This window comes from Roseovarius sp., from assembly GCF_048262375.1.
GTDB lineage: Bacteria > Pseudomonadota > Alphaproteobacteria > Rhodobacterales > Rhodobacteraceae > Roseovarius.
The window spans coordinates 234,551-252,985 of the sequence record NZ_JBLXFE010000005.1 but is presented as its reverse complement, the minus strand read 5'-3'; the positions used below and the strand labels follow the sequence as shown (position 1 = coordinate 252,985).

At 63.6% G+C, this 18,435-nt stretch carries 21 protein-coding genes and 1 tRNA gene; 14 read left to right on the top strand and 8 right to left on the bottom strand.

Annotated elements, in window-relative coordinates:
* The coding region (locus ACN0SW_RS08265) for a GGDEF domain-containing protein (RefSeq protein ID WP_417727430.1) at nt 1-469 on the bottom strand (469 nt) is incomplete at its 3' end.
* Between the two features lie 207 nt (nt 470-676).
* Between ACN0SW_RS08265 and ACN0SW_RS08260 the strand changes: the two genes are divergently transcribed.
* Nucleotides 677-1,906, top strand: coding sequence for an alpha/beta fold hydrolase (locus ACN0SW_RS08260; RefSeq protein WP_417727429.1), 1,230 nt, complete (start codon nt 677-679; stop codon nt 1,904-1,906).
* A 9-nt stretch (nt 1,907-1,915) separates the two neighbouring features.
* Here the strand turns inward: ACN0SW_RS08260 and ACN0SW_RS08255 are convergent, their stop codons facing one another.
* Nucleotides 1,916-2,575 carry a ChrR family anti-sigma-E factor gene (locus ACN0SW_RS08255; RefSeq protein WP_417727428.1) on the bottom strand — a complete coding sequence of 220 codons (660 nt, stop codon included), beginning with the start codon at nt 2,573-2,575 and terminating at the stop codon, nt 1,916-1,918.
* A gap of 5 nt (nt 2,576-2,580) precedes the next feature.
* Nucleotides 2,581-3,237, bottom strand: a complete 657-nt coding sequence (locus tag ACN0SW_RS08250; protein ID WP_417727427.1) for a sigma-70 family RNA polymerase sigma factor — start codon at nt 3,235-3,237, stop codon at nt 2,581-2,583.
* A gap of 139 nt (nt 3,238-3,376) precedes the next feature.
* Between ACN0SW_RS08250 and ACN0SW_RS08245 the strand changes: the two genes are divergently transcribed.
* The 7 genes from ACN0SW_RS08245 (at nt 3,377) to dapD (ending at nt 9,274) form a co-directional block, all read left to right on the top strand.
* Nucleotides 3,377-4,675, top strand: a complete 1,299-nt coding sequence (locus tag ACN0SW_RS08245) for an NAD(P)/FAD-dependent oxidoreductase (RefSeq protein ID WP_417727426.1) — start codon at nt 3,377-3,379, stop codon at nt 4,673-4,675.
* The gene (locus tag ACN0SW_RS08240) at nt 4,672-5,427 is read left to right on the top strand and encodes a DUF1365 domain-containing protein (RefSeq protein WP_417727425.1); all 756 of its coding nucleotides are present in this window, start codon (nt 4,672-4,674) and stop codon (nt 5,425-5,427) included. The genes ACN0SW_RS08245 and ACN0SW_RS08240 overlap by 4 nt, the downstream gene beginning before the upstream one ends.
* A complete protein-coding gene (locus tag ACN0SW_RS08235; protein ID WP_417727424.1) occupies nt 5,424-6,665 on the top strand; it encodes an MFS transporter in 1,242 nt (413 codons plus the stop codon). Before ACN0SW_RS08240 ends, ACN0SW_RS08235 begins: the two co-directional genes overlap by 4 nt.
* A 4-nt stretch (nt 6,666-6,669) precedes the next feature.
* Nucleotides 6,670-7,230, top strand: coding sequence for a DUF3833 family protein (locus tag ACN0SW_RS08230; protein WP_417727423.1), 561 nt, complete (start codon nt 6,670-6,672; stop codon nt 7,228-7,230).
* The gene (locus ACN0SW_RS08225; RefSeq protein ID WP_417727422.1) at nt 7,227-7,961 is read left to right on the top strand and encodes an SDR family NAD(P)-dependent oxidoreductase; all 735 of its coding nucleotides are present in this window, start codon (nt 7,227-7,229) and stop codon (nt 7,959-7,961) included. The genes ACN0SW_RS08230 and ACN0SW_RS08225 overlap by 4 nt, the downstream gene beginning before the upstream one ends.
* Before the next feature lie 68 nt (nt 7,962-8,029).
* Complete coding sequence (locus ACN0SW_RS08220) at nt 8,030-8,356, top strand: DUF3775 domain-containing protein (protein ID WP_417727421.1); 327 nt, start codon at nt 8,030-8,032, stop codon at nt 8,354-8,356.
* A 90-nt stretch (nt 8,357-8,446) separates the two neighbouring features.
* Complete coding sequence (dapD, locus tag ACN0SW_RS08215) at nt 8,447-9,274, top strand: 2,3,4,5-tetrahydropyridine-2,6-dicarboxylate N-succinyltransferase (RefSeq protein ID WP_417727420.1); 828 nt, start codon at nt 8,447-8,449, stop codon at nt 9,272-9,274.
* 307 nt (nt 9,275-9,581) lie between these two features.
* Here the strand turns inward: dapD and ykgO are convergent, their stop codons facing one another.
* Together ykgO and ACN0SW_RS08205 are read right to left on the bottom strand one after the other, a co-directional pair.
* Entirely contained in the window at nt 9,582-9,707 is a 126-nt protein-coding gene (gene ykgO / locus ACN0SW_RS08210) for a type B 50S ribosomal protein L36 (RefSeq protein WP_008282420.1), read from the bottom strand.
* A 79-nt stretch (nt 9,708-9,786) separates the two neighbouring features.
* Nucleotides 9,787-9,861: transfer RNA gene (locus ACN0SW_RS08205), tRNA-Val, on the bottom strand.
* A gap of 144 nt (nt 9,862-10,005) precedes the next feature.
* Between ACN0SW_RS08205 and ACN0SW_RS08200 the strand changes: the two genes are divergently transcribed.
* On the top strand, nt 10,006-10,869 hold the full coding sequence (locus ACN0SW_RS08200; protein ID WP_417727443.1) for an N-formylglutamate amidohydrolase: 864 nt from the start codon (nt 10,006-10,008) through the stop codon (nt 10,867-10,869).
* A 94-nt stretch (nt 10,870-10,963) separates the two neighbouring features.
* Here the strand turns inward: ACN0SW_RS08200 and ACN0SW_RS08195 are convergent, their stop codons facing one another.
* Entirely contained in the window at nt 10,964-12,217 is a 1,254-nt protein-coding gene (locus ACN0SW_RS08195) for a DNA polymerase IV (protein WP_417727419.1), read from the bottom strand.
* Between the two features lie 336 nt (nt 12,218-12,553).
* Nucleotides 12,554-14,569, bottom strand: coding sequence for a transketolase (tkt, locus tag ACN0SW_RS08190; RefSeq protein ID WP_417727418.1), 2,016 nt, complete (start codon nt 14,567-14,569; stop codon nt 12,554-12,556).
* A gap of 201 nt (nt 14,570-14,770) precedes the next feature.
* Between tkt and ACN0SW_RS08185 the strand changes: the two genes are divergently transcribed.
* Genes ACN0SW_RS08185 through ACN0SW_RS08175 form a run of 3 tightly spaced genes read left to right on the top strand, consistent with a single transcriptional unit; the run spans nt 14,771 to nt 16,090 of the window.
* Nucleotides 14,771-15,268 (top strand): hypothetical protein, encoded by a 498-nt coding sequence (locus ACN0SW_RS08185; protein ID WP_417727417.1) that lies wholly within the window; start codon nt 14,771-14,773, stop codon nt 15,266-15,268.
* Nucleotides 15,261-15,656: a cell division protein ZapA gene (locus tag ACN0SW_RS08180; RefSeq protein WP_417727416.1), complete on the top strand. Its 396-nt coding sequence runs from the start codon at nt 15,261-15,263 to the stop codon at nt 15,654-15,656. Before ACN0SW_RS08185 ends, ACN0SW_RS08180 begins: the two co-directional genes overlap by 8 nt.
* A 41-nt stretch (nt 15,657-15,697) precedes the next feature.
* Nucleotides 15,698-16,090 carry a DUF1499 domain-containing protein gene (locus tag ACN0SW_RS08175; protein ID WP_417727415.1) on the top strand — a complete coding sequence of 131 codons (393 nt, stop codon included), beginning with the start codon at nt 15,698-15,700 and terminating at the stop codon, nt 16,088-16,090.
* Here the strand turns inward: ACN0SW_RS08175 and ACN0SW_RS08170 are convergent.
* Nucleotides 16,034-16,321: a hypothetical protein gene (locus ACN0SW_RS08170; RefSeq protein WP_417727414.1), complete on the bottom strand. Its 288-nt coding sequence runs from the start codon at nt 16,319-16,321 to the stop codon at nt 16,034-16,036. The genes ACN0SW_RS08175 and ACN0SW_RS08170 overlap by 57 nt on opposite strands.
* Nucleotides 16,322-16,387: 66 nt before the next feature.
* On the opposite strand from ACN0SW_RS08170, the gene prfA reads away from it, so the two are divergent.
* Entirely contained in the window at nt 16,388-17,434 is a 1,047-nt protein-coding gene (prfA, locus tag ACN0SW_RS08165) for a peptide chain release factor 1 (RefSeq protein WP_417727413.1), read from the top strand.
* Nucleotides 17,431-18,282 carry a peptide chain release factor N(5)-glutamine methyltransferase gene (prmC, locus tag ACN0SW_RS08160; protein WP_417727412.1) on the top strand — a complete coding sequence of 284 codons (852 nt, stop codon included), beginning with the start codon at nt 17,431-17,433 and terminating at the stop codon, nt 18,280-18,282. The genes prfA and prmC overlap by 4 nt, the downstream gene beginning before the upstream one ends.
* Nucleotides 18,283-18,435 lie beyond the last annotated feature (153 nt).

Genomic DNA, 18,435 nt, shown 5'->3' with positions numbered 1-18,435 from the left:
CGAATTCCTCGCCGCCGTAGCGCGCGACAAGATCCTCTGTGCGGCAATTGCCGGTGAGGACCGCCGCGAACTGTCGCAGGGCGAGATCGCCCGCGACATGGCCGTGGCGATCGTTGAAACCCTTGAAGTGGTCGATATCGGCGAGGATCACCGCGCAGGGGCGATTGCAGGCCTCAAGCACGGCGGCGCTGAGGCTGCTGCGGCTGTGCACGCCGGTGAGCGGATCATGGTTCAGCGCGTGTTCAAGCCGGGCTGCGTGCTGGTGCACCGCGCGCAGATGCTGGCCGATGGCATAGGCGAGGGGGGCCGCGACCATCAGCGCCATGAGCGCGCCGGGAAGCAGGGTCCGCGCCGCGAGATCGGGCGGCAGGACGAGGCCACGCAAAAGCGTGCTGCCCGACAGAACCACGAGACAGATCAGCGCCGCGAAGCGCCGCACATCGCCAAGTGTTTCAATCTGCCACCGCATTGCCCCGCCCTTTTGCCCGCGCACAGGCAGGATCGTGCAGGCCGGTTAACGATTGGTTGGTTTTGGTGGGGGTGAACCGCATGCAATAGGTCGGGTTTTAGCCAAATGCTGCACAGCCTCACCTTCGCGTGACAGGGGGCAGGGTGGGGTGGCGATCCGGGCTGCGGCTGCCTAGTCTGGTGATGTCACCGCAGCAAAGGAGGTCCCATGCCCACCGAACGCCTGACCTTCACCGGCCATGCTGGCCATGATCTTGTGGCGCGGCTGGATTTGCCAGCGGGGCCGCATTTGGCGACTGCGCTCTTTGCGCATTGTTTTACCTGTTCCAAGGATATTCCCGCCGCGCGGCGGATCGCGGCGCGGTTGGCGGGGGCGGGGATCGCAGTGCTGCGATTCGATTTCACCGGCCTCGGGCATTCGGGGGGCGAGTTCGAGAACACGTCCTTTAGCACGAATGTCGAGGATCTGGCACGTGCGGCCGAGGCGCTGAGCGCGCGTGGCATGGCACCGGGTTTGCTCATCGGGCATAGTCTGGGTGGGGCGGCGGTGCTCGCGGCGGCTGGACAGATCAAGAGCGCGCGGGCCGTGGTGACCATTGGCGCGCCGTTTGATCCCGGTCATGTGACGCATAATTTCGGGGCCGCGCTGGAGCGGATAGAGGCGGATGGCGTGGCCGAGGTGCGGCTGGGCGGGCGCAATATCCGGATCGGTCGTGGCTTTGTCGAGGATGTGCGCGCCGAGGCGCTGGGCCCCAAGATCAACGCGCTGCACAAGGCGCTCTTGGTGTTGCACGCCCCGCGCGACGAGACAGTGGGTATCGAGAACGCGGGCGAGATTTTCAAGGCGGCGCGGCATCCCAAAAGCTTTGTCACGCTGGATGGGGCCAATCATTTAATCACGAACCCGGATGATGCGGAATATGCGGCGGGGGTCATTGCCGCATGGGCCAAGCGATATCTGGCGATGACCCCGCCTGCGCCGCCGCCCGGAGCGCCCGAAGGCGTGGTGCGGGTGAGCGAGGCCGATGGTGAGGGGTTCTTGCAGGATATCAACGCAGGTCCCGCCCACCATGTGCTGGCCGATGAGCCGGTGGCCTATGGCGGCACGGATCGCGGCATGTCGCCCTATGGGTTTCTTGCCGCCGGGTTGGGGGCCTGCACCTCGATGACGATCCGGATGTATGCGCGGCGCAAGGGTTGGGATCTGGATCATGTCAGCGTCGATGTTTGTCACGACAAGGTACATGCGCAGGATGCCGACAGCCGGGCCGAGGCCAAGGCGGATAAATTTACCCGTGTTATCCGGCTTGAAGGGGATCTGAGTGATGCGCAGCGCGAGAAGCTGTTGGAGATTGCGGATAAATGCCCGGTGCATCGGACGTTGGAGCGGTCTTCGCGGGTGGTGACGCGGTTGGAGGACAGTCCGAGGAGGGGCTGAGCCTGAGGCTCAGATCCGAAGGAAAGGTTGCGCAAGACGGGGGATGAGGCCGCGAAAGCGCAGCGGCGCATCCGTTGCGGCAAGGCAGATGCAATCGGCACCAATATCCGCGACGGGCGTGTGATCGAGATCCTGATTGGCTATCTCGATATCACCGGGGCCGAAATAATCGACATGGTCGGAAAACGCGCCTTGCAGCACGAGCGTCAGTTCGGTGCCACGATGGCCATGGTCGGGCACAGCCGCCCCGGCGGGAATGTAGAGAAGCCGTGCGGTTGCGACGCGTGATGTGGGCAGGATCGCCTGTTTGACGCCCATGCCGACAGGTCGCCAGCGCACCGCGTCCAGATCGCCGCCCACGTAATCGCGCAGCGGTGCGGGAAAAAGACCGGGGACGCGGTGCGGGGTCGGTCTCTGAGTCAGTGTCTGTGACCCGCTGCGTATCCGCGCCATGGTCGCCGCGAGACTGTCCTGCGCCAATTCCACGGTTTCAGACCGCTCGATCAGTGCGCCGCCGACGGTGTCAAAGGCCGCGAGCCGGGCGCGGCAGTCATCGCAAAGCGACACATGGGTCGCCACCGTGAGGTTAAAGGCCTCGGGCAAGCTGCCTGCGGAATAGGCCATCAGCAGGGCGTCGGTCAGGTGGTGGGTGATCTGTTGTCTGGTCATGGCATTCACTTCATTGCGTGGCGCAGGCGGTCGAGCGCCAGTCTGATGCGGGATTTGATCGTGCCAAGCGGCAGGCCGGTTTGCGCTGCAATCTCGGAATGGCTGAGATCGCTGAAATAGGCCTTTTCGATCAACTCCCTTTGTTTTGCGGGCAGCGAGGCAATCGCATCGCCCAGCTGGTCACTTTCCTGTTGCAGGGCGAGCATATCAGCCTGATCAGGTTCTGGGTCCTGTCCCCAAGGCAGATCTTCGGGTTCGGGGCGTTTTTGTTTGCGCAGCGCGTCGATCTTGCGGTTGCGCGCGATGGTAAAGATCCATGTGGCCGCAGAGGCGCGGGCGGGATCGAAAAGATGCGCCTTTTGCCAGAGCGTTGCCATTACCTCTTGGGTGCATTCCTCGGCCAGCGTGGCATCGGCACCGGAGCGCATGAGGAAGGCCTTAACCCTCGGGGCGAAATGCCCAAAGAGCCGAGCAAAGGCGGTCTGGTCCTGCGTGTCGCGGATGGCCGCGATACAAGCCACCCAATCGGTGTTTTCCCTGTCCCGTATCGTCGTCACCTTTGGAGGTCCTGCCCGTTTGACTGTCATGGTACCCCTCTTACCACGGGCATTGAGCACCGGCGAGGGGGCAGGGTCACGCAAGAGGGTGGCTTCGTTGAACATGGGGGGATTACGCAGGCTGATCCATGGTGGATCACCGCTGGTTGAAAAAACCTGAGGGGCAAAGCGAAGTTTACTAATCCGATCGAGGGCTTGGATCGTAGTTAATGGAATACAGGCAAGAAAACAGGTGAAACGACAAATGCCCCTTAGGACCAGCGCTGCGGCGCGCAAGAGAATTGCCGTGATCGGCGCGGGCGTATCTGGCATGGGGGCCGCAGACCGTCTTGCGGATGTGCATGACGTGGTGCTCTTTGAGGCCGATCATCGGTTGGGTGGGCATGCGCGCACCGTCGTTGCCGGGAAGCGGGGCGACCAGCCGGTTGATACCGGCTTTATCGTGTTCAACTATGCGACCTATCCGCATTTGACCGGGCTGTTCGAGCGGCTGAATGTGCCGGTGACCCCGAGCACGATGAGTTTTGGCGCGTCGTTTCGCGGGGGGGCGCTGGAGTATGGGCTGAATGGGGCGGGGGCGTTTTTCGCGCAGAGACGCAATGCGTTGAACCCGGCCTACTGGCGGATGTTGCGAGATATTTTTCGTTTCAATGCCGGGGCGCTGGAGGCCTGTGCCGAGCCGGGTCTGACCATCGGCGGGCTGATCCACAAGATGCGGCTGGGCCGGTATTTCCGCGATTATTATCTTACGCCTTTTTCGGGAGCGATCTGGTCGATGCCGGCGGAGCAGGTGTTGGAGTTTCCGGCGCAGGCGCTGGTGACGTTTTTCAAGCAGCATGGTTTGCTGGGGTATGATGAGCAGCATCAATGGTACACGGTGCAGGGCGGATCGGTGGCCTATGTGACCCGACTGGAGCAGGTCTTGCGTGGCAAGGGGGTTGAGATCCGGCTGGGGGCGCCGGTGGCGGGTATCCGGCGCGTTGATGTGGGGGTCGAGGTGCGGGCGCGGGGCGCTGAGTGGGAGGCGTTCGACGAGGTGGTGATTGCCGCGCATAGCGACGATGCGCTGCGTCTTTTGTCGGATGCCGATGAAACCGAGCGCCGCGATGTGGGGGCGATTGCCTATCAGCCAAATGACATCATCCTGCATGCCGATACATCCGTTATGCCGCGCCGCCGGGCGGTGTGGTCGTCATGGAATTACACTGAGGCGCGGGTCGCGCGGGCGGGACAGATCGACCTCACCTATTGGATGAACAGCCTGCAGCCGATTCCCATGGATGACCCGCATTTTGTCACGCTCAACACCACGCGCCCCATTCGGGAGGATTTGATCTATGATCAGGTCACCTTGCGCCATCCGGTCTATGATCTGGCGACGGTGGCGGCACAGGGTCGGGTGCGGGCCGGGAATGGTCGGCGCAATACATGGTTTTGCGGGGCGTGGATGCGGCATGGGTTTCACGAGGACGGCCTGGCCAGCGGTCTGGTGGTGGCCGAGGAGATTTGTGCGTCCTCCGAATTCTTGGTTGCGGCCCAGTGAGCCGGGTCGACCATATTGCGGGTCATACGTGGCATGGGCGCAAGGGCGGGATCGAGAACGCTTTTCGCTATGGTATCGACTATGTGCTATTGGATGCCGAGGCCGAGGTGGCGGCACCCCGCCTGTTTGGGCGCAACCGGCGCGGGATCATATCAATATGGGACAGCGATCATGGCGGCGCGCCGGGGCAGGGACGCGGAGCGGCTTGGGTGCGCGACGTCTTGGCCGAGCGGCAGATTGCGGCCCCGGCGCGGATCGAGCTTTTGGCGCAACCGCGTGTGTTCGGGCATGTGTTCAACCCGGTGAGTTTCTGGATTTGCCGGGACGATCATGGAAAGGTGCCGGTGATCATTGCCGAGGTAAGCAATACCTATGGGGACCGCCATTCCTATCTGTGTCACCGGGACGATATGGGGCCGATCACCGCCGAGGACCGATTGCAGGCGCAAAAGATCTTTTATGTCTCGCCGTTTCTGCGGATCGAGGGCGGGTATGAGTTTCGGTTTGATCTGCGCGCGGATCGGATAGGCATCTGGATTGAGTTCACCGGCAACCATGGTGGGGTGATTGCAACGCTGGTGGGGCAACGCAAACCGCTGAGCCATCGCGGCTTGATCGCGGCTCTGCTGCGCCGCCCGTTCGGATCGCGGCGGGTGCTGGGCCTGATCCACTGGCAGGCGCTGAAGCTTTGGTGGAAAGGCGCGGGGTTCAACAGCCGCCCGGTACCGCCCGCCGACGAGGTGAGCCGGTGAGCGAAGCTGTGGTCGATAGGGGGGTGCAGGCTGCGCCGCGCCTGCCGGGCTATGCGCTGTTTGCGGCGCTTCTGGCGGCGGCGGGTTTGCCGCTCTATATCCACGCGCCGAAATTCTATGTGGATGAATATGGCGTGTCTCTGGGCGCGCTGGGTGCTGTGCTCTTTGCGCTGCGGTTGATTGATGTTGTGCAGGACCCCGCGTTGGGGCGGCTGGCGGAGCGGGTGCGCGCGCACCGTGCGGCGAGCGTCTGGGTTGGCGTGGCCGTGATGGCTGTGGCGATGCTGGGGCTCTTTGCCGTGACGCCGCCGATTGCGCCGCTCTGGTGGTTCGCGGCCATGCTGGTGTTGGTGTTTTCGGCCTTTAGCTATCTGACCATTTGCTTTTACGCGCAGGGGGTGGCGAGCGCGGCGGATTTGCGTGGGCAGGGGCACTTGCGGTTGGCGCGGTGGCGGGAAACCGGCGCGCTGTTGGGGATTTGTGCGGCGGCGGTGGCCCCTGTGGCTTTGGGTGGGTTTGCGGGGTTTGCGTTGGCCTTTGCGGTTTTGTCGGGCGCGGCCGTATTGGCGATGGGCGGCCAATGGTACGTCTCGGACATGCCGCAAGGCACGGGCTTTGGCCCGGTGTTGCGCGATAGGGTGGCGCGGCGTCTGTTGATCGTGGCGATGGTCAATGCCGCCCCGGTGGCGGTGAGTTCCACGCTATTCCTGTTCTTTGTCGAGAGCCGGTTGCAGGCGCCGGGATGGGAGGGGCCGTTTCTCTTGGTCTTTTTCCTGTCGGCGGCGGCGGCGGCGCCTGTCTGGGGGACCTTGGCCGAGCGGTTTGGCGCGAAGCGGATGCTGTTGGCGGGCATGGTCCTGTCGATTGCAGCCTTTGCGGGGGCGGTCACGCTGGGGGCGGGCGATCTCGGGGCGTTTGGTGTGATCTGTGTGGTCTCAGGGGCAGCGCTCGGGGCGGATATGACGCTTTTGCCTGCGCTTTTTGCGCGGCGGATCGCGGAGGTGTCACCGGCGGCGGCGGAAGGCTTCGGCCTGTGGTCTTTCGTGTCGAAATTCACGCTGGCGCTGGCGGCGGTGGCGCTCTTGCCGCTCTTGGAGGCGGGTGGGTATTCGGCCGGGCAGGCGAATGACAGCAAGGCGCTGATGTTGCTCGGTTTTTTATATGGGGCGGTACCGTGTGTGTTGAAGATTTTGGCCATTGCGCTCTTGGCCCGAACACCGATTGAGGAAAGGGGGTGATCCGATGGAGGCTTTGGGATGGGGTTTGCTGGGGGCTGCGTTGATGCTGGCTCTGACGCTGCTCAAGGAGCGGTTTGCGGGCTTTGATGGGCAGGTGCCCGAGGATTACGCAGGCCAAAGGCCGCAATTCGATCTGCGTGAGCATCTGAGCGGGCCGATCAAATGCGAGGGGGTGATTTACGGCCCTCTGGGGCGGGTGGCGTCACGGTTTACCGGCGATTTCGAGGCGGCTTGGCACGGCAATCGCGGGGTGATGCGCGAGCATTTCGAGTATGACAGCGGCAATTCGCAGGATCGGGAATGGCGGCTGGAGTTGGGCAATGATGGCTCTATCCGGGCCGAGGCGGACGATCTGGTCGGCCCCGGTTTGGGTCAGCAGCGTGGGGCTGCGGCGCGGCTTTGTTACCGGATCAGGCTGCCGAAGGACGCGGGGGGGCATGTGCTGAGCGTGACCGACTGGATGTATCTGGCACCTAACGGGGTGATCATCAATCGCAGCCAGTTCCGCAAGTTCGGGATCAAGGTGGCGGAATTGGTGGCGGTGATGCGGCGGGTCGAGGCATGATGGACTGGCGCGGCAAACGCTATTGGCTGGTGGGGGCGAGTGAGGGTCTGGGCGCGGCATTGGCGCAAAAGATCAGCGCGACCGGAGCCGAGGTGATCGTGTCGGCGCGCAATGCCGCGCGTCTGGAGGAGGTGGTGGCCGGTCTGCCCGGTCGCGCCAGTGCCGTGCCGGTCGATGTGAGCGACAGCGCCAGCGTGGCCGAGGCTGCGCGCGCTGTGGGGCCGGTCGATGGGTTGGTCTGGCTGGCCGGGGTCTATTGGCCGATGTCTGCGACGGACTGGCGGGCCGATGAGGCCGTCGCCATGGCGGATGTGAATTTCACCGGCGCGGTGCGGGTGATTGGCGCGGTGCTGCCCGACATGGTGGCGCGGGATGCGGGCCATGTGGTGTTGACCGGCTCGCTCTCGGGGTTTCGCGGGCTGCCGGGGGCGATCGGCTATGCCGCGTCCAAGGCGGGGGTCATGTCCTTGGCTGAATCGCTGCGGGCCGATTTGTGGCGGACCGGTGTGCGCGTGCAACTGGCCAATCCGGGTTTTATCAAGACGCGGCTGACCGAGAAGAACGCCTTTCGCATGCCCTTCATCATGACGCCTGACGCTGCGGTGCAGGAGATGTTCGAATTGATGTGCGATGAGGCGGCGTTTCAGCGGCATTTCCCGCGCATTTTTAGCTATGTCTTTCGCCTGTCTCGATTTTTGCCGGATTGGGCCTATTATCGGTTGTTTGCGTAAGATCAAGGACGGGTGGCTGTTCGGCGGGCATTCCTGTGTTAGAATACGCGCAACAGGAGGGCAGGTTCATGCTGGACATCACGGTACATAAAATCGCGCAGGTGGTTCTGATGGCGCGCGAGCTGGGCCGGGCGGAGGGCGAATTGCGCGCCTTCATCGACCGGCTGAGCGAGGAGGAACAGGCCAGTCTGGTCGCGGTGATGTGGATCGGGCGCGGCAGTTTTGAGGCTGAGGAACTGGAAGAGGCCAAGCGCACGGCCTTTGAAGAGGCCACAACGCCCTGTGCCGATTACTTGCTCGGGTCGCCGCATTTGTCGGATCATCTGGAAAACGGGTTGGATGCGCTCGGCCTGTCGGCGTCGGATGATGAGGATGAGCTGATCCGGGGCGGCTGAGCGCATCCAGCGTGTGGGGTTGCATTGATCCCGCCGTCGCTTGGCCGTATAGGCGAGTGGCAAACGCGATGGAAACCCGAGGAGACGCCCATGTCGAACGCCGCATTGGAAACCGCAATCGAGACCGCCTGGGAGGCGCGCGATACGATCACGCCCGCCACCGGAGGCGAGACCCGCGAGGCTATTGAGGACACGCTCAATGCGCTGGATAGCGGTGCATTGCGGGTGGCCGAGCGGCAGGCGGATGGCCAATGGCATGTCAACCAATGGGCCAAGAAGGCGGTGCTGTTGGGATTCCGCATCAAGGATATGGAAATCCATGCCGGCGGGCCGCAGGGTGCGGGCTGGTGGGACAAGGTTGACAGCAAGTTCAAGGGCTGGGGCGATGCCGAATGGCGCGAGGCCGGGTTCCGGGCCGTGCCCAACTGTGTGGTGCGCAAGTCCGCCTATATCGCCCCCGGCGTGGTGCTGATGCCGTCCTTTGTCAACCTTGGGGCCCATGTGGACAGTGGCACCATGGTCGATACTTGGGCGACGGTGGGCTCTTGTGCGCAGATCGGCAAGAATGTGCATCTCTCGGGTGGCGTGGGTATTGGCGGCGTGCTGGAGCCGATGCAGGCCGGGCCGACGATCATCGAGGACAATTGCTTTATCGGTGCGCGTTCCGAGGTGGTCGAGGGCTGTATCGTGCGCGAGGGATCGGTTTTGGGCATGGGGGTTTTCATTGGGAAATCCACCAAGATCGTGGACCGCGAAACCGGCGAGGTCATGTATGGCGAAGTGCCGCCCTATTCGGTGGTCGTCGCAGGGTCGATGCCGTCGAAGAATGGCATCAACCTCTATTGCGCGGTGATCGTCAAGCGGGTGGACGCGCAGACGCGTTCCAAGACCGGGATCAACGAGTTGCTCAGGGATTGAGGGGGCAGGCGCAGGGACCGTGCCCTCTGCGCCAAATATTCTTTGCGCGGAATCAAGGTGCCGCAGGCACCGCCGCGCAGCGCCCGTCCGCCCCCTCGGGCGGGCGCTTTTGCAACGGCCCATCTCATTGACAACGCGGAAGACTTCTCAGGCATAAATTGCCAATTACTTTTGTAACAGCGCCCACCCGGCGGACGGGCACCGCGCGGCTTGTTTCGCGAGGCAAGCTACGCAAAGAGATATCCCCCAAAGAAAAACCCCGCCGATTGGGCGGGGTTTTGTTCCTTCAGCCGAAGCTGATCGCGGCTTAGCCCTGACGGGCTTTGAAACGCGGCTGGGTCTTGTTGATCACGTATACGCGGCCTTTGCGGCGCACGACACGGCAATCCCGGTGCCGGTTCTTGAGCGAGCGGAGCGAATTGCGAACCTTCATGGTCGTCTCCTCGGTTGTCGCGGCGCGGGCCAGCGCCTGGGGTTGCGGGCGTCCCGGCAGGTGCGGGACAGTGAATTCATGGTGGGCGATACAAGGTTCGAACTTGTGACCCCTTCGATGTCAACGAAGTGCTCTACCACTGAGCTAATCGCCCATGAATGCCAGCCGATCGCCTGCCCCAAAAAGAGGGGCGCGGAAATCCGCGCCGGTTCGCTGGTCTATAAAAGGAGTCGGAGAGGGGATCAAGGGCTTTTAGATGCTCAATTTCAGTCTATTATCACAGGCGAAAGGAATGCGCATGCCAAAGGTCGCCTATCACCTCATCCATCCTGATCGGCGCACCACGGCGGTGGTGTTCGCCTCGCCGCATAGTGGGCGGGATTACCCGTGGAGTTTTTTGCGCCGGACCACGCTGAATGAGCATTCGGTGCGCTCGTCTGAGGATGCCTTTGTCGATCAGTTGTTCGAGAGTGCCCCGCTCTATGGCGCGCCGCTGATCAAGGCGGGCGCGCCGCGTGCCTATGTCGATCTCAACCGCAGCGCCGATGAACTGGACCCGGCGCTGATCGAAGGGGTGGCGCGGCAGGGACATAATCCGCGCGTGGCCTCGGGCCTTGGGGTGATTCCGCGGGTGGTGGCCAATGGGCAGGCGATCTATCGCGGCAAGCTGAGCCTAGCCGAGGCAGAACACCGGATCGAGACCTATTGGAAACCCTATCACACCGCCTTGCGTGGGCAGATGGATCAGGCGCATCTGATGTTCGGGCAGTCCATTCTGATTGATTGCCATTCGATGCCGCATGAGGCGATGGATGCGGTGGCGCGGCGCGGTGTACGTCGGCCCGAGGTCGTGCTGGGCGATAGGTTTGGCGCGGCTGCTGACGGGGCCGTGGTGGAGCGCATCGAGGCGGCTTTTGTCAATGCTGGGTTGGTGGTCACACGCAACACGCCCTTTGCCGGGGCCTATATCACGCAGGCATATGGCCGTCCTGCGCGCGGGCGACATGCGGTGCAGATCGAGATTGATCGCGCTCTCTACATGAATGAGCGGCTCATTCGGCCCAACGGCAATTTCGAGTCGTTTCGCAGGCTGCTGTCGGGGGTGATCCGCGAGATTGCCGAGATCGGGCGCGCGGAGGCGCGGCCCTTGGCGGCGGAATAGGGGGCTTACCCCCCCAATGCCGAGCCGTGCGGTGTCTGCGGCGCCTTGAGGCCATGCGAACGGAATTGGGGCAAACGTCAGCAAAAAGCCACCCTTACCGCAACGCCCGTCCCTTGCGGATCGCGTCCGGTCCGAATTTCGAGCGGATCGCGTCGGTGGCGCGTTCGGCCCCGGCGCGGCGTATGGCCTGAGGGTCGAGCAGATCGCCGGAGCGGTCGGCGGTCGCTTCGGGCACCAAGTCCGACAGCCCGACGCCGATTAGCCGGTAGGCCTCCCCCGGCGGCACCTGATCAAGCAGTGCGCGCGCGGTGCGATAGAGCGTGTCCGCAAGTTGGGTGGCATCCCGCAGGGCGTGGCGGCGGGTCAGCAGCCTGTGATCGGCGCGCTTGAGTTTGAGCGTGACCACGCGGCCTGCAAGGGCGCGGGCCTTGGCGCGGTCGGCCACCTTTTCCGCCAGCCGCCAGATATGGCCGTCGAGCAGGTCAATATCGCGGGTGTCCTCAAAGAATGTGGTCTCGTTCGAGATGGATTTGACCGGGGCATTGGCCGAGACGCGGCGGCGGTCCTGTCCGCGCGCCAGATGCCAGAGGCGATCGCCCATCGAGCCAAACCGCGCAGACAGGTCGCGGCGGTCCCATCGCAGCAGATCGGCAAAGCTGCGGATGCCCGCATCATTCAGGGCCCTGAGGGTGGATTGACCCACACCCCAGATCAGGCTGACCGGGCGGTCGCGCAGGAAATCGGCGGTCTCGGCCTGACCGATCACCGCAAAGCCATGCGGTTTGTCGAGATCCGAGGCGATCTTGGCCAGAAACTTATTATGGCTGAGCCCGATGGAGCCGGTGAGCCCCAGTTCGTCGCGCATGCGTTTAATGAGGCGGGCCAGCATGACGGCAGGGGGCGCACCGTGCAGCCGCGCGGTGCCGGTGAGGTCGAGAAACGCCTCGTCGAGCGAGAGCGGTTCTACGGCAGGGGTGAGGTCGAGCATCAGGGCGCGGATGGCGCGCGACACTTCGGCATAGACCTGCATGCGGGGTTTGATCACCACCGCCTCGGGGCAGAGTTTGAGCGCCTGAAACATCGGCATGGCCGAGCGCACGCCCTTGATGCGGGCGATATAGCAGGCGGTCGAGACCACGCCGCGCCGCCCGCCGCCGATGATCAGCGGTTGGTCGGCGAGCGCGGGGTTGTCGCGTTTTTCGACGCTGGCGTAGAAGGCATCGCAATCCATATGGGCGATTGTGAGATCGAACAGCTCGGGATGGGACACGATACGGGGGCTGCCGCAGGCGGGGCAGCGGCGGGCAGTGTCGAATCGGGTCAGGCAATCGCGACAGAGGCTGGGCATGATGGGAGAGTGTAGGGGTGGGGCGTGGGCGTGCGCAAGTTGGGGATGATGTTGAGCTGTCGACCGCGCGAATAGCACCGAAGGTGCCGCGCGGATCGTTGGGCCGGGGACTAGCGACACAACACTCGTAGCTGCCACTTTATGCCTGCCAAGTCCGTCTAAACTCACAGAATTGCGCGCCCTCTCATAATCGCTAGGCCGCGGGACGGCCCAGCGATCCGCGCGGCGGCGCTACGCGCCTTGTTCCGCGCGGGGGTAAGCGCTGCGCGGCATCTCATCGCCATAAAAAACCCGGACGCTGGGCATCCGGGCTCTTTATACAGCGGCTTGGTTCCCTCAGAGCAGGGATTTGACCTTTTCCGCCACGGCCTCGGCGGTGATGCCGAATTCCTTGTAGAGCGTGGGGGCCGGGGCCGAGGCCCCGAAATCGTGCATCCCGACAAAGCCGCCCTTTTCGCGGCGGCCGCGCTCGCCGTAGAGCCAGCGGTCCCAGCCAAAGCGGATCGCCGCCTCGACCGCGACGCGCACCGGGCCTGCGGGCAGGACGCGTTTGCGGTAACTCTCGTCCTGTTCCTCGAAGAGTTCCCAGCAGGGCATGGAGACCACGCGGGTGCCGATGCCCTCGGCCTCAAGGATGTCGCGCGCCTTCATGGCAATCTCGACCTCGGAGCCGGTGGCCATCAGGATCGCCTGACGCTTGCCCGTCGCATCGGCCAGCACATAGGCGCCTTGGGCGGTCAGGTTCTTGGCCTTATGCTCGCGCCGCAGGGTGGGCAGGCCTTGCCGTGTCAGCGACAGGACCGAGGGGGTTTCTTTGGAGGTCAGCGCCAGTTCCCAGGATTCGGCCGTCTCGACCGTGTCGCAGGGGCGGAAAACCCAAGTGTTGGGGGTGGCGCGGCTGATTGCCAGATGCTCGACCGGCTGGTGGGTCGGGCCATCCTCGCCCAGACCGATGCTGTCATGGGTCATGACAAACACGGTGGGGATTTTCATCAGCGCAGCCAGACGCATGGCGGGGCGGGCATAATCGGTAAAGCACATGAAAGTGCCGCCATAGGGGCGGATGCCGCCGTGCAGCGCCATGCCGTTCATTGCGGCGGCCATGCCGTGTTCACGAATGCCCCAATGGACATAGCGGCCCTTGCGGTTGTCCACATCAAACACGCTCATATCGCCCGAGCGGGTGTTGTTCGAGCCCGAGAGATCGGCAGAGCCGCCGACGGTTTCCTGAAGAATCGGGTTGACGACCTCTAGCACCATTTCCGAGCTCTGCCGGGTGGCGAGTTTGGGGGCCTCGGCGCTGATCTGCTTTTTCAGGGCGCGGATGCGGGCCGAGAGTTTGACCGGCATGTCACGGTTGAAGATGCGGGCAATCTCGGCCTGACGCGCGGGCGAGGTTTCCGTCAGACGCTTGGTCCATGCGGCATGGGTGGCCGCGCCACGTTGGCCGATGACCTCCCATGCGGATTTCACATCTGCGGGGATTTCGAAGGGGCCATGCGGCCAGCCATAGGCCTCTTTCGCTGCGGTCAGTTGATCGGGATTGGTCAGCGCGCCGTGACCCTTGGAGGTGTCCTGCGCGGCATGGCCAAGGGCGATATGGGTCTTGCAGGCGATCATCGTGGGTTGATCGGTGGTCTTGGCCTCGGTCAGAGCCGCATCAATCGCCGCCGGGTCATGCCCGTCAATTTCAAGCACATGCCAGCCTGAGGCGCGGAAGCGTGCCACCTGATCGGTGCGGTCGGCAAGGTCAACCGTGCCGTCGATGGTGATGTTGTTGTTGTCCCAGAGCACGATGAGGCGCGAAAGCTGGTGACGGCCGGCAAGGCCGATGGCCTCTTGGCTGACGCCTTCCATCAAGCAGCCGTCGCCGGCGATGACATAGGTATAGTGATCCATCAGCTTGGCGCCGAAGCGGGCACGCAGCATTTCCTCGGCCATGGCAAAGCCTACGGCGTTGGAAATTCCCTGACCGAGCGGGCCGGTGGTGGTTTCAATGCCGGTGGCATGGCCATATTCGGGATGGCCTGCGGTTTTCGCGCCCCACTGGCGGAAATTGCGGATCTCCTCAATCGTCATGTCGGCATAGCCGGTCAGATGCAGCAGCGAATAGAGCAGCATCGAGCCATGCCCCGCCGAGAGGATAAAGCGGTCGCGGTCGGGCCAGTTGGGATTGGAAGGATCGAATTTGAGGTGTTTCTCAAACAGCACGGTGGCGACATCGGCCATGCCCATCGGCATGCCGGAATGGCCAGAGTTTGCGGCGGCGACGGCGTCGAGGGTCAGCGCGCGGATGGCGGTGGCCTTTTTCCAGTGATCGGGGTTGGCAGAGCGGAGGGCAGCGATATCCACGGGGGTGACATCCTTTGAATGGGGCAATGACTGCGCGTTGCATACCAGCCCGGCGCAGAAGTTCAAGCGCGAGGCGGTCGTTCAGGGGCTTTGAGCGGGATTGGGGGCGCATTTCCACGATCCTTTCATTAGACTTGATCAAAACCCGCCCGGTGTGCGATTCGTGGGGCATACGGGCAATACAAGTGAGGACCCCCGAGGATGAGTCAGATAGACGAGTTGCAGGCACGGATCACGGCGGCCTTGGACCGCATTGCGCAGGGGCTGGAGGATCGCCCCAAAGTGGCGGGTGATCTTGAATATCTCGGCAAGCTGCATGAGCAGGTCGAGGAAGAGAGATTGGCCAATGCGCAGTTGCAAGAGCGGGTCAAGGCGTTGCATGCCAAGCTGGAGGCGGCGGAGGGCGCGCAGAGTGAGACCCTGCGCAAGCTGGACGCGGACCTGCAGTCGCTGCGCAAGGCCAATCAGCAGTTGCGCGACAACAATCAGGCGCTGCGCGAGGCCAATGCGCGCGGCGTGGCCGAACCGCATCTGATCAACAAGTCCATGATGGCCGAATTGGAGGGGCTGCGCGCCGTGCGCAGCGCGGATCGCGGTGAGGTGGAAGCGGTGCTTGGGGCCCTGGGGCAGGTGATTGCCGAAGCTGAAACCAAAGGCAAAACAGACAACGCAGATAAGACGGAGACATCCGATGCCTGAGGTGCAGATCGAAATTGGGGGTCGCAAATTCGAGGTGGCCTGTCAGGCGGGAGAAGAGCATTACCTGCATGCCGCCGCCAAGATGCTGGACGAGGAAGCGTCGGTTCTGGCGGCGCAGATCGGGCGCATCCCTGAGCCGCGCATGTTGTTGATGGCGGGCCTGATGCTGGCCGACAAGACTGCCGGATTGCAGGACAAGCTGCGCGAGGCCGAGGATCGGCTGGCGGAAAAGGACGCGGAGCTGGATCAGTTGCGCAATGCCCCCGCCCCTGAGGCGCAGCGCATCGAGGTGCCGGTGGTGCCCGATGCGGTCATGGACACATTGGCCGAGATTGCCGCGCGCGCGGAGGCGCTGGCGGAAACCGTCGATGGGACGCGCGCCGGTTGAGCGCACTGTCGCGCAGACCCGCAGAGCATAGAGGGCGTGCGATGACGTTGATCCTGAGCCTCGTTCTGGTGGGGATCGTGGGGGGGCTCGGGGTGATCCGGTTGGCCCCGTCTGACCCGGCCCGCTGGCATCAGATGCCCGAGAGCATCACCGATCGTGATCTGGACGGTGGTGCGATGCGGGTGGTGGCGGGGGATCTGGCGGCGCTGGATGCCATCATCCGCGCCACGCCGCGCACCGGGGTTTTGGCCGGGGATGTGGGGCAGGACATGATCACCTATGTCACCCGATCGCGGATTTTCGGCTTTCCGGATTATACGACGGTACGACAGGACGGTGCGCGGCTGGAGATTTATGGCCGCCTGCGCTTTGGCCGCTCAGATCTGGGCGTCAACGCCGCCCGCATCGAGGGCTGGTTGCAGCGACTGGGGTAGGCTGGAGGACAGGCAGCCATCCGAAATCTTGCGCCACATCGGCACGTTGAGCGACATCTGGCATTGCGCCATGAACATGCGTCCGTCCACCTGAAGGCAGATCATTTCGCCCATTTCGATGCGCGCGCCGTTGCGGTCGGTGCAATAGCATTCAATCGTCTTGCCCCCGATGGTGGCATCGGCGAACGCCGGGGTGGCGCAGATCGCAAGCAGGGTCAAAATCGCTCTCATCGGACAATATTAGCACAGGTCTGTCCTCTTGACCAAGTCACAAGGATGGGACAGAGGATCATCCCCATGGTACCCTTGGACAGATTGCAACAGATCGCGGAGCGCTTTGAATTCATCGAAGCGCAAATGATGCAGGGCGGCGGCGATATCGCCCGCCTTGGACGCGAGTATTCCGAATTGCGCCCGCTGGTCGAGGAGATCCGCGCCTATCGACAGGCGCTGGCCGATATGGACGGCGCGCGGGCGATGCTGGACGATCCCGAGATGCGCGATCTGGCCCGTGAAGAGCTGGAGATGCTGGAGGTCCGCCTGCCCGAGATGGAGCGGGCGCTGCAACTGGCGCTCTTGCCGCGCGACGCGGCGGATGCACGGCCCGCCATTCTGGAAATACGCCCCGGTACGGGGGGCGAGGAGGCAGCGCTTTTTGCCGCCGATCTGATGCGAATGTATCAGCGCTATGCCGAGGCGCGCGGCTGGGTGTTCGACGTGATCGAGGAGCAGCAGAGCGAATTGGGCGGCATCCGCGAATTGGTGGCGCATATCAAGGGCGAGGGGGTGTTTGCCCGGCTCAAGTTCGAATCGGGCGTGCACCGGGTACAGCGCGTGCCCGAGACCGAGAGCGGCGGGCGCATTCACACCTCTGCCGCCACTGTGGCGGTGCTGCCCGAGGCCGAGGATGTGGACATCCAGATCAACGCCAATGATCTGCGCATTGACACGATGCGATCATCGGGCGCGGGCGGGCAGCATGTGAATACCACCGATTCTGCCGTCAGGATCACGCATTTGCCATCCGGCATCGTGGTGACGAGTTCCGAGAAATCGCAGCATCGCAACCGCGAGATTGCCATGCAGGTTTTGAAATCGCGGCTCTATGACATGGAGCGGAACCGTGTGGACAGCGAACGCTCGGCCAATCGCGCGGCGCAGGTGGGATCGGGGGATCGCTCTGAGCGCATCCGCACCTATAATTTCCCTCAGGGCCGGATGACCGACCACCGGATCAACCTCACGCTCTATAAGCTGGATCAGGTGATGGGCGGCGATCTGGATGAGGTGATCGACGCGCTGACGGCGGATGCACAGGCCACCTTGTTGGCTGAGATGTCGTGATTTTGCGGGACGCGTTGGTGGGGGCGGTGCGGCAGTTGGAGGCCGCAGGCGTCACAGGGGCGGCGGGCGATGCGCGCGCGCTCTTGGCGGCGGCTGTGGGCATTACGCGCGACCGGCTGACCCTGCATCTGGGGGATGATCTGGAGGAGGACGCAGGGACGCTCTTTGCGGCGATGATCTTGCGGCGGGTGGCGCGCGAGCCTGTGGCCAAGATCCTCGGGCGGCGGGAGTTCTGGGGGCGGGAGTTCGAGGTGACGGCGGATGTGCTTGATCCGCGTCCCGAAACGGAATGTCTGGTCGCAGAGGCCTTGAGCGGGCCCGAACCTCAGAGTTTTCTGGATCTGGGCACGGGCAGTGGCATTCTGGCGATCACCTTGTTGGCAGAGTGGCCGGGCGCGCGGGCGGTGGCCTGTGATCTGTCCGTGGCGGCGCTGCGCGTGGCGGGGCGCAATGCCGAGCGGCATGCTGTGGCGGAGCGGCTGACGCTCTGCCAGTCGGATTGGTTCACAGAGATTTCGGGATCCTTTGATCTGATCGTGTCGAATCCCCCCTATATTGCGCTGGATGAAATGACCGGGCTGGAGCCAGAGGTGCGCGCGCATGACCCGCGCATGGCGCTGACCGACGAGGGGGACGGTCTTGCGGCCTATCGGGCGATTGCGGGCGGAGCGGGCGGGTTTCTGCGCCCCGGCGGGCGATTGATGGTCGAAATCGGCTGGCGTCAGGGCGCGGCGGTGGCCGCGTTGATGCAGGCGGAGGGATTCGAGGAGGTGGCGATCCTGCCCGATCTTGAGGGGCGTGAACGGGTGGTTGTCGGGGTCTGGCCCGTGTCGACCCTGTATAAATGAGCCATAATCAGCGTCATTTGCGGAAAAATGCTGCTTTGCTCTTGTATGACTTGGCTGCGCATGCTTATTGGGAGAGGTCATGACGGAGGATGCCTGAATGGGCGGTCCCGCTTGACACCAAGCCAGAACATGTCCGATCCGGTTTTATTCGGC